12 protein-coding genes are annotated in these 13,822 nt (G+C 54.3%); 6 read left to right on the top strand and 6 right to left on the bottom strand.

Going from position 1 to position 13,822, the window contains the following annotated elements; genetic code table 11:
• Positions 1 to 140 precede the first annotated feature (140 nt).
• The 4 genes from potA to potD are packed head-to-tail and all read left to right on the top strand — an operon-like array spanning position 141 to position 3,952.
• A complete protein-coding gene (potA, locus tag HV242_RS08635; RefSeq protein WP_171032980.1) occupies positions 141 to 1,292 on the top strand; it encodes a spermidine/putrescine ABC transporter ATP-binding protein PotA in 1,152 nt (383 codons plus the stop codon).
• A complete protein-coding gene (gene potB, locus HV242_RS08630; protein ID WP_020884651.1) occupies positions 1,276 to 2,133 on the top strand; it encodes a spermidine/putrescine ABC transporter permease PotB in 858 nt (285 codons plus the stop codon). The genes potA and potB overlap by 17 nt, the downstream gene beginning before the upstream one ends.
• Positions 2,130 to 2,921: a spermidine/putrescine ABC transporter permease PotC gene (gene potC / locus HV242_RS08625; protein WP_014169603.1), complete on the top strand. Its 792-nt coding sequence runs from the start codon at positions 2,130 to 2,132 to the stop codon at positions 2,919 to 2,921. The genes potB and potC overlap by 4 nt, the downstream gene beginning before the upstream one ends.
• Entirely contained in the window at positions 2,918 to 3,952 is a 1,035-nt protein-coding gene (gene potD / locus HV242_RS08620) for a spermidine/putrescine ABC transporter substrate-binding protein PotD (protein WP_014169602.1), read from the top strand. The genes potC and potD overlap by 4 nt, the downstream gene beginning before the upstream one ends.
• Before the next feature lie 47 nt (positions 3,953 to 3,999).
• Here potD and HV242_RS08615 read toward each other — a convergent pair whose 3' ends face one another.
• Complete coding sequence (locus tag HV242_RS08615) at positions 4,000 to 5,229, bottom strand: EAL and HDOD domain-containing protein (protein WP_050736643.1); 1,230 nt, start codon at positions 5,227 to 5,229, stop codon at positions 4,000 to 4,002.
• 237 nt (positions 5,230 to 5,466) lie between these two features.
• On the opposite strand from HV242_RS08615, the gene HV242_RS08610 reads away from it, so the two are divergent.
• Positions 5,467 to 7,398 (top strand): methyl-accepting chemotaxis protein, encoded by a 1,932-nt coding sequence (locus HV242_RS08610; protein WP_050736642.1) that lies wholly within the window; start codon positions 5,467 to 5,469, stop codon positions 7,396 to 7,398.
• A 46-nt stretch (positions 7,399 to 7,444) separates the two neighbouring features.
• Here HV242_RS08610 and cobB read toward each other — a convergent pair whose 3' ends face one another.
• Genes cobB through lolC form a run of 5 tightly spaced genes read right to left on the bottom strand, consistent with a single transcriptional unit; the run spans position 7,445 to position 12,384 of the window.
• Entirely contained in the window at positions 7,445 to 8,266 is an 822-nt protein-coding gene (gene cobB / locus HV242_RS08605; RefSeq protein ID WP_014169599.1) for a Sir2 family NAD+-dependent deacetylase, read from the bottom strand.
• Positions 8,267 to 8,280: 14 nt separating this feature from the next.
• Complete coding sequence (gene nagK, locus HV242_RS08600) at positions 8,281 to 9,192, bottom strand: N-acetylglucosamine kinase (RefSeq protein WP_044867442.1); 912 nt, start codon at positions 9,190 to 9,192, stop codon at positions 8,281 to 8,283.
• Between the two features lie 54 nt (positions 9,193 to 9,246).
• Complete coding sequence (gene lolE, locus HV242_RS08595) at positions 9,247 to 10,491, bottom strand: lipoprotein-releasing ABC transporter permease subunit LolE (RefSeq protein ID WP_063858493.1); 1,245 nt, start codon at positions 10,489 to 10,491, stop codon at positions 9,247 to 9,249.
• Complete coding sequence (gene lolD / locus HV242_RS08590) at positions 10,491 to 11,192, bottom strand: lipoprotein-releasing ABC transporter ATP-binding protein LolD (protein ID WP_063858494.1); 702 nt, start codon at positions 11,190 to 11,192, stop codon at positions 10,491 to 10,493. Before lolD ends, lolE begins: the two co-directional genes overlap by 1 nt.
• Positions 11,185 to 12,384 (bottom strand): lipoprotein-releasing ABC transporter permease subunit LolC, encoded by a 1,200-nt coding sequence (gene lolC / locus HV242_RS08585; RefSeq protein ID WP_032681244.1) that lies wholly within the window; start codon positions 12,382 to 12,384, stop codon positions 11,185 to 11,187. The genes lolD and lolC overlap by 8 nt, the downstream gene beginning before the upstream one ends.
• 256 nt (positions 12,385 to 12,640) lie before the next feature.
• On the opposite strand from lolC, the gene HV242_RS08580 reads away from it, so the two are divergent.
• Entirely contained in the window at positions 12,641 to 13,714 is a 1,074-nt protein-coding gene (locus HV242_RS08580) for an acyltransferase family protein (RefSeq protein WP_014169594.1), read from the top strand.
• Positions 13,715 to 13,822 lie beyond the last annotated feature (108 nt).

Below are 13,822 nucleotides of genomic sequence, written 5' to 3'. Positions count from 1 at the left end.
TTCCGTTTATATCGTATCCGTTAGTAAATGTAGCTTATGAATCAGTGACAAGGATTGGCGATTACAGTGGTTTGCCGTAGAATGTCCGCCCTCATTACGAGTCACCAAGGTGGTTACACACAAACCCCGCTTCGGTCTGCATCCCGGAGCGTCTATATGGGACAGCGCAAAAATTGAATACACAATCCCGTTCACGTTCACCGCTGGTGCAACTGGAACGAATTCGTAAAAGTTTTGATGGTAAAGATGTTATTTCCGGGCTCAACCTGACCATCAATGACGGTGAGTTCCTCACGCTGCTTGGCCCCTCTGGCTGCGGCAAGACAACCGTACTGCGCCTTATCGCCGGACTGGAAAACGTCGATAGCGGTCACATCCACCTTGAAAACCAGGATATCACCCAGGTCCCCGCCGAAGAGCGGCACGTGAATACCGTCTTTCAGAGCTATGCCCTGTTTCCGCACATGACCGTGTTCGAGAACGTCGCATTTGGCCTGCGGATGCAAAAAACCCCGGCCAGCGAGATCCCGGCTCGCGTTACCGACGCGCTGCGCATGGTGCAACTGGAAGAATTTGCCCAGCGTAAGCCACACCAGCTTTCCGGCGGCCAGCAGCAGCGCGTTGCTATCGCCCGCGCTGTGGTCAATAAACCGCGTCTGCTCCTGCTGGATGAGTCACTTTCCGCGCTGGACTATAAACTGCGCAAGCAGATGCAGAACGAGCTTAAAGCCCTGCAGCGCAAGCTCGGCATTACCTTTGTCTTCGTTACCCACGATCAGGAAGAGGCACTCACCATGTCGGACCGTATCGTGGTGATGCGTGACGGCAAAATCGAGCAGGACGGCACGCCACGTGAAATCTATGAAGAGCCGAAAAACCTGTTCGTGGCCAGCTTCATTGGGGAAATCAACATTTTCAACGCCACGGTGATTGAACGCCTGGACGAACAGCGCGTGCGGGCCAACGTAGAAGGCCGCGAGTGCAATATCACCGTGAATTTTGCCGTCGAAAAAGGGCAAAAGCTCAACGTCCTGCTGCGCCCGGAGGATCTGCGCGTTGAAGAGATCCACGGCAATACTGATGCCGAGGGCCTGATTGGCTATATCCGGGAGCGCAACTATAAAGGGATGACGCTGGAGTCTGTCGTCGAACTGGAAAACGGTAAGATGGTGATGGTCAGTGAGTTCTTTAATGAGGACGACCCTGATTTCGACCACTCCCTCGACCAGAAAATGGTTATCAACTGGGTAGAAAGCTGGGAGGTTGTACTGGCTGATGAAGAACACAAGTAAATTCCAGAATGTGGTGATTGCTACTATCGTCGGTTGGCTTGTGTTGTTTGTCTTCTTACCCAACCTGATGATCATCGCCACCAGCTTCCTGACCCGCGACGATACTGACTTCGTAAAGCTGGTCTTTACGCTGGACAACTACTCGCGTCTGCTCGATCCGCTCTATTTTGACGTGCTGTTGCACTCGCTTAATATGGCGCTGATCGCCACCGTTGCCTGCCTGGTGCTGGGTTATCCCTTTGCATGGTTTCTGGCACGTCTGCCGCAAAAAGTGCGTCCACTGCTGCTCTTTTTGCTGATCGTGCCTTTCTGGACCAACTCCCTGATCCGCATCTACGGGCTGAAAATTTTCCTCAGCACCAAAGGCTATCTGAACGAGTTCCTGTTGTGGCTGGGCGTGATTGATACGCCAGTGCGCATCATGTTTACGCCGGGTGCGGTCATTGTGGGTCTGGTCTATATCCTGCTGCCCTTTATGGTGATGCCGCTCTATTCCAGCATTGAGAAGCTGGATAAACCGCTGCTGGAAGCTGCGAGAGACCTGGGCGCCAGCAAACTGCAGACCTTTATCCGGATTATCATTCCGTTGACCATGCCTGGCATCATTGCAGGTTGTCTGCTGGTAATGCTGCCGGCAATGGGCTTGTTCTACGTGTCCGACCTGATGGGCGGCGCGAAAAACCTGCTTATCGGCAACGTGATTAAGAGCCAGTTCCTGAACATTCGCGACTGGCCGTTCGGTTCCGCTACCAGCATTACGCTCACGGTGGTGATGGGCCTGATGCTGTTGATCTACTGGCGTGCTTCACGATTACTGAATAAAAAGGTGGAACTCGAATGATCGGTCGACTGCTTCGCGGCGGTTTTATGACCGCCATCTATGCCTATCTTTATATTCCGATCATTATTTTGATCGTGAACTCGTTTAACAGCTCGCGTTTCGGCATCAACTGGCAAGGTTTCACTACCAACTGGTACAGCCTGCTGATGAACAACGACAGCCTGCTGCAGGCTGCTCAGCACTCCCTGACGATGGCGATTTTCTCCGCCACCTTCGCCACGCTGATTGGTTCGCTTACCGCCGTGGCGCTCTATCGCTATCGCTTCCGGGGTAAACCGTTCGTCAGCGGGATGCTGTTTGTGGTGATGATGTCGCCGGATATCGTCATGGCGATTTCGCTGCTGGTGCTGTTTATGCTGCTGGGCGTCCAGTTGGGTTTCTGGTCACTGCTGTTCTCCCACATCACTTTCTGCCTGCCGTTTGTGGTGGTCACCGTCTTCGCACGCCTGAAAGGGTTTGACGTACGCATGCTGGAAGCCGCAAAAGATCTGGGTGCCAGTGAGATGACCATCCTGCGCAAAATCATCCTGCCGCTGGCGATGCCCGCCGTGGCTGCCGGATGGCTGCTGAGTTTTACCCTGTCGATGGACGATGTGGTGGTCTCCTCCTTCGTCACCGGCCCGAGTTATGAAATTCTGCCATTGAAGATCTATTCAATGGTGAAAGTCGGCGTCTCGCCCGAGGTGAACGCGCTGGCGACCATACTGTTAGTGTTCTCGCTGGTGCTGGTGATTGCCAGCCAGGTTATTGCTCGTGATAAAACAAAATCTCAGGGGACAATGAAATGAAAAAAATGCTTGCCGCTGCGGCACTGGTGCTCGGAATGGGTGCCGCGCACGCTGATGACAGCAAAACGCTCTATTTCTATAACTGGACCGAGTATGTGCCACCGGGCCTGCTGGAGCAGTTCACGAAAGAGACGGGCATCAAGGTTATCTATTCTACCTATGAGTCGAATGAAACCATGTACGCCAAGCTCAAAACTTACAAAGAAGGCGCGTACGATCTGGTCGTCCCGTCGACCTATTTCGTCGATAAAATGCGCAAAGAGGGCATGATTCAGAAGATCGATAAAACGAAGCTCACTCACTTCAACAATCTCGATCCGGAGATGCTCAATAAGCCGTTTGACCCGAATAACGACTACTCCATTCCTTACATCTGGGGCGCAACCGCCATTGGTGTCAACAGCGAGGCTATCGATCCGAAAACCGTTACAAGCTGGGCCGATCTGTGGAAACCGGAATACAAAGGCAGCCTGCTGTTAACCGACGACGCGCGCGAAGTGTTCCAGGTAGCGCTGCGTAAGCTCGGCTACTCAGGCAATACGACGGACCCGAAAGAGATTGAAGCGGCCTATAACGAGCTGAAAAAGCTGATGCCTAACGTGGCGGCATTCAACTCTGATAACCCGGCAAACCCGTATATGGAAGGCGAAGTGAATCTGGGCATGGTGTGGAACGGCTCCGCGTATGTTGCCCGTCAGGCCGGTACGCCGCTGGAGGTAGTGTGGCCGAAAGAAGGCGGGATCTTCTGGATGGATAGCCTCTCTATTCCTGCAAACGCGAAGAACGTTGACGGTGCCCTGAAGCTGATTAACTTCCTGCTGCGCCCGGACGTCGCGAAACAAGTTGCGGAGACCATTGGTTATCCCACCCCGAACCTCGCTGCGCGCAAGCTGCTCAGCCCGGCCGTCGCGAACGACAAATCGCTCTATCCGGATGCGCAAACCATCAGTAAAGGCGAGTGGCAAAACGATGTCGGTGACGCAAGCCGCATCTATGAAGAGTATTACCAGAAATTAAAAGCGGGCCGGTAAGCGGCCAGGCTTTCTTCCTCACTCCGTCTTAGCGGAGTGAGGAACGATTAACTGACGGCGTTCTCCCCGGCCCAGATCGTGGCCTTCCTCATCGCCTCTACGATCTCGTCCTCTGCCAGCCCCAGCGCGTGACTTATTCTGCTTGCCTCATCCCACTGCTGCTGCTCGTAGTAATGGCAGAGGCGAACCATGTCCGCTAACTGCCCTTCCTGATGGCACAACGCATTACTCACGCTCTGCGGGACAGCAATTTGCGTCATCAGCTCTGCCATCGGCAGCTCAAGCAGGGTATCAAGCAGTGAGAACAGACCGCACATGAACGCATTCTCAGCCAGCATCGGCTCGTTCAGTTTCTCGGCAATCAGTTCACAGAATTTCCCGCGCATCATACTCATCGGGTAAAGCTCGGTGACGGTGTCGTTGGCTGCACTTGCCAGCACTACAACGGCTACAAACCTTCTGAGCTGATTTTCTCCAAGATACCTCAGCACTTCACTCAGGGTTAACTTGCTGAAATTACAGGCCCCCATGTGTTTAAAAGCGGTGTGCTTCATATAGCGCATGATTTTATAGGACAGCGTGAGGTCGCTTTTGATTAACGCCTCGATGATCCGAAAGTCAGGTTTATTGCGTCCTACTTCCATTTGCAGACGGAAAATTGCAAGCTGATTTTGCGATAGCCGTTTATATTTAATCACCTCCGGACGACAGAAAAAATATCCCTGGAAAAGAGAAAATCCGGCATCGCTGTATTGTTTGAATTCCTCTTTAGTCTCAATTTTTTCAGCCAGATATTTAATATGCCCGGTCAGGCTTTTACGCTCACTCAGGTAATTTTGAATTTGCGCTAAGGTGTAATTCTGGACATCGAATTTGATGATGGAAATATAGGGCAAGAAAACATCCCATTCCGGTGCGAGAGTGAAATCATCGAGCGCAAAGCAGTACCCGTGCTCATACATTTCTCTCACGGCCTGCAAAAGCGCCTCACCCGGGTCAGCATCTTCCAGGATCTCAATGACCACGTTGTTTTTGTCCAGCGCCTCAGCGCTGCGGTCGATAATCATCCGGGAAGGAAAATTGATAAACGACGTATGTTCCCCGGCGATGCGCTGGGACGGCACGGATAAGAACTGGTCTGATATCATTCTGGATGTGGCATATTCCGCCGACACATCGGGGAAACGGTTGGTCATTCCGTCTCTGAAAAGCAGCTCATAGGCCACGGTATTCATATCGAGGTTAAAAATGGGTTGTCTCGCGATAAATCCATACATATCCCATCCTCCTGAACGTCTTTATATTTATTAGCATCCCCTATCTGCACAACGATAACGAGCATTATCGAACACTAATTTGATTGAATGCACAAAATAAAAGCATCCACACTAATTAACGGGAATTAGCGTTCAAAAATTTAAATTAAATATACCCGGTGCTCTACAGAAACATGGCGAAATATCCGATAAGTGATCTGTGCCTGCCCGACATGCACGTCATTACGGGAGTTGAGAATGAAAGACGCCATGGTCCGAAAACAAAAAATAAGAGTCAAGACGTTGATGCTATTGTCCATTTTCCTCACCGTGACGGTGGGCTTTACGGCAACGATCGGTTTTATGATGTGGCAGTGGATGGATCAGCAAGAAGTGCTGGCTAAAAAACACATCCGTCAGATTGCTGAAGTGCAGTCGTTGCAGGTCAGTAAACAGATGGATTCCGCCCTGGCGGCCGCGCGTGACATGGGAAATAGCGCTCAGGCACTGCGCGACGCGGGCATCGTTGATCGACAGGGACTCAACCAGCTGCTAATCCATTATCTCTCAGCGCACCCTCAGTTTCTTTCAATGTCGATGGCCTTTGAACCTGATGCCTTCGATGGCAACGATGCCACCTTTGCCGGTCAGAGCGGTGAAGATCCTGCCGGACGTTACGCCCGCTACGTTGACCGCGACGCCACAGGCAAACCGGCATTACATCTGCTGACGGACATCGAAACGCCCGGCAGCGGCGATTATTATCTGCTGCCGAAGCAACGGCAAAAAGATGTCATCATCGAACCCTATATTTATCCCTACAATGGGGTGGACGTAATGCTCACCTCGATTGCCGCCCCCATCATGCGTGAGGGTCAGTTCCTGGGGTCCGTCACGTCGGATTTCTCACTCGCCACCCTGCAATCGATGATCGGGGCGATTAAGCCGTGGAACGGTACAGGCTACGCCCTGCTTCTGTCGGCGGGCAACAGCGTGGTTTCCAGCCCGGATAAACGTGCCGTAGGCAAGCCTTACACCGGAACTGTCACAGGGGATGAGGTGATACGCACAAACGATCCTCAACTGAAGGAAGAGGCGTTTATCACCTGGCAGGCGATTACCATCGGCAACAGTCAGACGCCCTGGAAGCTGGCTATCGTCACCCCGGTCAGCGAAGTGATGGCCGAGGCAAGACAATTTTTACTGAAAGCCATCCTCCTGATGGTGTTAAGCATTGTGGTTGTCAGCCTGGTCATGGCGCAAATCTTTACCCGTAAAGTGGACCGCCCGGTGGGGGGCGAACCGTCAGATGCCGCCGGGATCGCGCTGGCCGTGGCCGGCGGCGACCTGAACAACGCTATCCCGGTGCGTCCCGGGGATACCAGCAGTATTTTTTACGCCCTACACACCATGCAGATGCAGCTCAAGCGCATCGTGGGTAACATCAGCGAAGCCAGCCACTCCGTTCACGGTGGCACCAGTGAAATTTCGGCAGGCAATCTCGATCTGGCCTCACGCACCGAAGAACAGGCAGCGGCGATTGTCGAAACCGCAGCCAGCATGGAAGAGATTTCGGTCACGGTGAAAAATAACGCCGACAATGCGCACAAAGCTACCACCCTTACCGATCGTGCCGCGACCCTTGCCGGACATGGCGAGACGCTGGTGAACGATGTCGTGGTGGTGATCGGGGAAATTGACGAAAGCGCCCGTAAGATTGGAGAGATCAACAGCATTGTGGACGGTATCGCCTTCCAGACCAATATTCTGGCGCTGAATGCCGCCGTAGAAGCGGCGCGCGCGGGCGAACAGGGGCGCGGTTTTGCAGTGGTGGCGGGTGAAGTTCGCAACCTTGCCCAGCGAAGCGCCAACGCGGCAAAAGAGATCTCCCAGCTGATAGCCGAGTCTTCAGGCCGTGTCAGCAAAGGCGTTGAGCTGGTCAATGAAACCGGCGTCATGATGAAGCAGGTCATCGAGGCCGTGTCGCATGTGCATCTGGTGATTAACGATATTGTTCAGGCTCTGGATGAGCAGAATCGGGGAATTAGCCAGGTCAGCATTGCCGTCAATCAGATGGACAGCACGACCCAGCAGAACGCGTCCCTGGTACAACAGATCTCGGCAGCGGCCCTGTCGCTGGACGAACAGGCGAAATCGCTGGAGAAAACGCTGGCGTACTTTACGCCATAAACAAAAAAGGCACCCGCAGGACGGGTGCCTTTTCAGGCTATCGCGATTACAGCCCTTTCAGGAGCTTATCGACAAACTCCGGTACGACGGTACTGGCCAGGCCATAGTGCTTCTCTTCGAACTCGCTGCCCACCTGGCTCGGCTCCAGATTCAGCTCAACCGTATGCGCGCCGTGCAGCCGCGCTTCGTGAACAAACCCGGCCGCCGGATAGACATGGCCAGACGTGCCAATGGCGATAAAGACATCCGCCATGGCCAGCGCGCTGTAAATGTCATCCATACCAAGCGGCATTTCACCAAACCAGACCACATGCGGGCGCAGGCGCGATGGAAACTGGCAGCAATGGCACTTATCTTCAGGCAGCACGTCCTCTTTCCAGTCCAGCACCTGACCGCTCCAGGCGCAGCGAACTTTCAGCAGTTCACCGTGCATATGGATGATGTTTTTGTTACCGGCCCGTTCATGCAGATTGTCGATATTCTGCGTAACCAGCAAAAAACGATCGCCAAGCGCCTCTTCCAGCTTCGCCAGCGCCAGATGCGCCGGATTAGGCACAACCTCTGGCTGCTGCAGCTGACGACGGCGGGCGTTATAAAACGCCTGTACAAGATCCGGATCGCGGGCAAAGCCTTCCGGCGTCGCCACATCCTCAACACGGTGCTCTTCCCATAACCCGTCCGCAGCGCGGAAAGTACGAATACCTGACTCTGCGGAGATCCCCGCCCCGGTCAGCACCACCACTCTGGGTTTATCCATCGCTTCTGGCATCATTCTGTCTCTGAAAAAGATCCGCTGGCGCAAGCGCTCACGTAAGCGGCGTTTATTTTTGCGAAAACGGCTGAGTCGACCTAAGCGACGCGACAGCATAAAAACCTCGTAAACTAATCGGTGAGATGAAGGAATGCGGCTCCGCGCATCCCTCCTGCGTCCCCGTGTCGCGCACGTTCAATACGCGGCACGCGGGCAACCGGCAATAAATGTCGGGGCAAACGCCCGGACAGCTGTTCCGTTAACGCGCTAAAGTTTGAAAGCCCTCCCCCAATCACCAGCAGATCCGGGTCGACGATGGTGAGAATATTTCCCAGACACACCGCCAGCAGATCCAGATAGCGCTCAACGTGCTCTCGCGCCTGCGCATCCCCCTGCTCCCACAAGGTAATGATTTGAGGGGCTTCAAGTTTCTGATGATAGAAGTGTTCGTAAAGCCATGCAAACCCACGTCCGGAGAGGTAGTTCTCAATACAGCCATGCTGACCGCAACCGCAGCGGGTCAGCGGGAAGTCGCGCCCGACGACCGCCAGGGCATCAACCGGCAGGCGGATATGGCCGAACTCTCCCGTAATGTAACTGCGCCCGGTAATCGGCTTACCGTTGATGACGATCCCTCCCCCTACGCCCGTGCCGAGGATCAGCCCCATCACCAGCGGATAGCGCTGAAACTCATCGTCCCAGGCCTCGGAGAGTGCAAAACAGTTGGCATCATTATCTAAACGCACGTCGCGTTCAAGCAGAGCGGAGAGATCGGCGCGCAGCGGTTTACCGCTGGCAGCAGGAACGTTGGCCGCATACAGCGTACCATCGTCAGTTTCGGGCATTCCCGGAATACCAATGCCGACGCTGCCTTTCACGCCAAAACGTGAATCAGCTTGCGCCACCAGCGCGGCAATGGCAGTTAAAAATTCATCATAGCTTTCGCGTGGTGTGGGAATGCGGGTTTCCCACTGCAGTTTGAGGTTTTTATCAAACACGCCCAGCGCAATTTTGGTGCCGCCAATATCAAATCCATAATACATCACGCATTCCTCTTTTTGATTTGGCGGCCTGACGACCGCTAAATCATGACGTAATTACTGGCCACTTAATACCCTCGCCGGATCAATTCGGCTTGCGCGACGCGCCGGATACCAGCTTGCCAGCAGACTCAGTAAAAGTGCCGTTACCAGCACATAAAAAACGTCCAGCCAGTGCAATTCAGACGGCAGGAAGTCAATAAAATAGATATCACCTGACAGGAACTGGTGGCCAATAAGCGCCTCGATGCCATTGATAATTGGCGTCAGCTGCAGAGAAACCACCACGCCAATCACCACGCCGCAGAGGCTCCCGAACAGCCCAGCCAGCAGACCGTACCAGACAAAGATGGCGCGAATAAGACCGTCTTTTGCCCCCAGGGTACGCAGGACGGCGATGTCGCCGCTCTTGTCTTTGACCGCCATCACCAGCGTCGAGACGATATTAAAGCACGCGACCCCAATCACCAGCACCATCGCCAGATACATAATGGCGCGGATCATCTGGATATCACGGTACATATAACCGTAAGTGCCAATCCAGCTTTTGATGTAGACATAGTTATTGGTCACGCTGCCGGCATCACGCACCAGCTTATTGGCGTAGAAGACGTCGTTGACCTTAATGGCAATCCCCGTCACGCTGTCGGCCATGTCGAGATACTGGCGCGCGTCTTCCATCGGCACCATCGCAAAGCTGTGATCGAGCTGGCCGCTTAACTGAAGAATACCGGTGACGTGCAGACGTACGCGTTTAGGTTGCTGCAGCTTGTGGTCGGCACTGGCGTTCGGGATCATGATAGAGACCCAGTCGCCCTGCTTAACCTTCAGGGCCTCGGCAACGCCTTTGCCCATAATAATTTGCTGTTCACCGGCCTTAAAGTTTGCCCACGCGCCGTTTTGCACATATTTCGGCAACGCGCTGAGGCGCTCTTCCTGCACCGGGTTCACCCCTTTTACCTGAATGGCGCGCAGGTTAACGCCGCTCTCGACCAGCCCGGTAAAGTTAATGTAAGGCGCGGCCGCCACGATGCCTGGCACTTTTTCGATTTTGCTCAGGGCATCGCTCCAGTGCGTCCACGGCTGATTCACCGGTTCGATTTCACCGTGCGGGACCACCGCCAGGATGCGGTTATTCAGTTCACGCTCAAAACCGTTCATGGCGCTAAGGCCCACGATCAGCACCGCCACCCCCAGCGCAATACCGATGGTGGAGATCACCGAGATCAGTGACACCATGCCGCCGCGACGACGTCCGCGGCTAAAACGCAACCCTATGAGTAACGATAACGGTGAAGCCATTACTCCGCCCCCATCAGGGTCAGTTCTGGGTTCAGATGACCGTCGCGCATCTCAAGCTGACGTCCCATCCGTTTTGCCAGCAGGAGATCGTGGGTTACCACCAGAAACGCGGTTCCCTGCGAGGCATTCAACTCACCCAGCAGCTGGAAAATACTGTCCGCGTTGCGGGCGTCCAGGTTACCCGTTGGCTCATCCGCCAGTACCAGGCGCGGATTGTTGACCAGCGCACGCGCAATGGCCACACGCTGGCGTTCACCGCCGGAAAGTTCAGAAGGACGATGATTACCGCGATGCCCAAGCCCAACCGCTTTCAGCATATCGCTGGCGCGGGTGTTAATTTCTGCGGGTTTCTTTTTACCAATCAGCAGCGGCATCGCCACGTTTTCCAGCGCCGTGAAATCCGGCAGCAGGTGGTGAAACTGGTAGATAAAGCCCAGCTCGCGGTTACGCAGCTCCGCTTTTGCCGCAGATGACATTTTGCTCATTGGCTGGCCGGAGAAAATCACGTCACCGCTGGTGGGTGTATCCAGCCCACCGAGCAGGTGTAATAACGTACTTTTCCCGGAGCCGGAACTGCCCACAATCGCCATCATCTCACCTTCGCCCACGCTGAAGCTCACATTGTGCAACACGTCAGTCTGCACAGTGCCTTCCTGATAGCGTTTGGACAGGTTGTCGCATTGCAACAGGATCTTATTCATAACGTAAAGCCTCAGCGGGTTGAGTGGCGGCAGCGCGCCAGGAAGGATAAAGCGTAGAAAGCAGCGCAATGGCCATCGCAGCCAGCGCAATTCCAATCACCTGTAACGGTTCGATAGCCACGGGCAGCGCCGCACCATCAAGCAGAGCGCCGATGATCGGCATTAAATTGTTAAGCTGGCTGGCGAGCAGCGCCCCCAGCGCCGCACCGAGTAGCGCACCGATAATCCCGGCACTGGCACCCTGCACCATAAATACCGCCATGATCTGGCGCGGCGTTAGCCCCTGAGTCTGCAGAATGGCGACCTCACCCTGCTTTTCCATCACCATCAACCCCAGTGAGGTGATGATGTTGAAGGCCGCGACCGCCACGATCAGGCTCAGCAGCAGCCCCATCATATTTTTTTCCATCCGCACGGCCTGGAACAGCTCGCCCTTGCGTTCACGCCAGTCCTGCCATTTGGTCCCTTCCGGCAACGTTTGCTGGCTGAGGGTATCCACTTTTAGCGGGGCGTCGAGCCACAGGCGCCAGCCGGTGATATTCCCCGCCGGATAGCGCATCAGACGTGACGCGTCCTGAATATTCACCAGCATCTGATAACCATCGACTTCGCTGTTGGCGGCAAACGTGCCAACCACCGTGAATAAGCGCTGGCTTGGCAAACGTCCCATCGGCGTAAACTGACTGGCCGACGGTACCATTACACGCAGCTGGTCGCCACGGTTGACGCCAAGCTGCCCGGCCAGTTGCTCGCCGAGGATCACGTTATATTTGCCAGCTTCCAGGTCGGTCTGCTTCACGTTCACGAGGAATGGCGTCAGTGGGTCGTTTTGCGCCGGGTCAATGCCCAGCATCACGCCGACCGCCACGCTACGGGCGCTTTGCAGCACCACATCGCCCGTGGTTAACGGCGCAACGCGCGTGACACCCTGTAACTTCGCCGCGCTTTCCGGGAGCTGTTGTGGGTTAACGGAACCGTTGGTTGAGGAGAGGATAGCCTGCGGCATCAGCCCCAGGATGTTGTTTTGCAGCTCGCGCTCAAAGCCGTTCATGACGGAAAGAACCGTCACCAGAGCCATTACGCCAAGCGTAATGCCAATAGTCGAAAGCCAGGAGACAAAACGACCGAAGCGGTCCGCGGCGCGCCCACGCATGTAACGTAAGCCTATGAAGAGTGCGACAGGTTGGTACATGAAATCCGTCTGTTTGCTGATAGCAGACCCACGAGTATATAAGCGAATCCCTTAAGCGTAAATGACTGAAACCGTAAGCTTTGGTAATCATTTTTCTGAAAAATTCAGATAAATCAGGGTGCTACTCTCTGAAACCTCCCTGTACAGCCTCCACCTTTTCCGAAAAACCTCCTGATACAGACTGTTACCCGTTACATCACGGTTTTGTTTAACAACAATTGTTCGTTCGTTTATGGCAAAAAGGTAGTCGCGAACAATGAAGCAAAAAGCATTATGGATTAACCAGATAAAAGGGCTGTGTATTTGCCTGGTGGTTATCTACCATTCAGTCATCACCTTTTATCCCCATCTCAATGGGTTACAACATCCGTTATCCGGTCTTCTCGCCAAATGTTGGGTCTATTTTAATCTCTATCTTGCTCCCTTCCGCATGCCGGTGTTTTTCTTCATTTCCGGCTATCTGATTCGACGTTACATTGATGAGGTGGACTGGCGTACCAGTCTCGATAAACGGATCTGGAGCATTGTCTGGGTACTGGCGCTGTGGGGCGTTCTGCAATGGCAGGCGCTGAGCCACCTCAACGCCTGGCTTGCTCCCGAGCGTGAACTGGCCACTTCCTCCAATGCGGCCTATGCCGATTCCCTTTCCGGGTTTGTGAAGGGAATGCTCACCGCCAGCACCAGTCTCTGGTATCTGTATGCCCTGGTGGTCTATTTCACGCTGTGTAAACTGCTGAGCCGCTGGAAGCTGCCGGTACTGGGGCTGCTGGCACTGGCGAGCGTCGCGATAAACTTCCTGCCGCTGCCGTGGTGGGGAATGAACAGCGTGGTGCGCAACATGATCTACTACAGCCTCGGCGCGTGGTATGGCGCTGAGCTGATGGCGTGGATGAAAGGGTTCAATCTGCGTCGCGCCTGGCTGGCGTTAGCCGCGTTCGCTGCCGTTTCTGTGGTGCTGTGGTTTGCTAACGTCCCGCTGCTGCTCTCCCTGCTGTCGATTGTGTTGATCATGAAGCTTTTCTACAGCATTGAGCAACGTTATGCCGTCCATCCTAATAATCTGCTTAACGTGATCGGTTCTAATACCATCGCGATTTATACCACCCATCGCATCCTGATTGAGGCCTTTAGCCTGTTCCTGATTGGTGAGATGAATGCCGCATACTGGCCGGTCTGGGCGGAGCTGACGTTGATTCTGGTCTACCCGTTTGCCAGCCTGTTGCTCTGCACCGTTGCCGGGCTTGGGGTGCGAAAGGTCTCCACCGCACTGTTTGGTGATGTGTTCTTCTCCCCGCCTTCCACGCTTTCTCCGTCATCGGCCAGCCGCTGATGCGCTTTTCGCCCCCTTTTGGGGGCGAATTTCCTCCCTGTGCGGTTCCGGTTTGATTATGTAAAACGATCGAGGATAATAAAGACATTGCGTATCAGTGATATGCCC

The organism is Enterobacter sp. RHBSTW-00593, assembly GCF_013784105.1.
In the GTDB taxonomy this organism is placed as follows: Bacteria; Pseudomonadota; Gammaproteobacteria; order Enterobacterales; family Enterobacteriaceae; genus Enterobacter; species Enterobacter ludwigii.
This window is presented reverse-complemented; position numbering and strand designations above follow the sequence as displayed.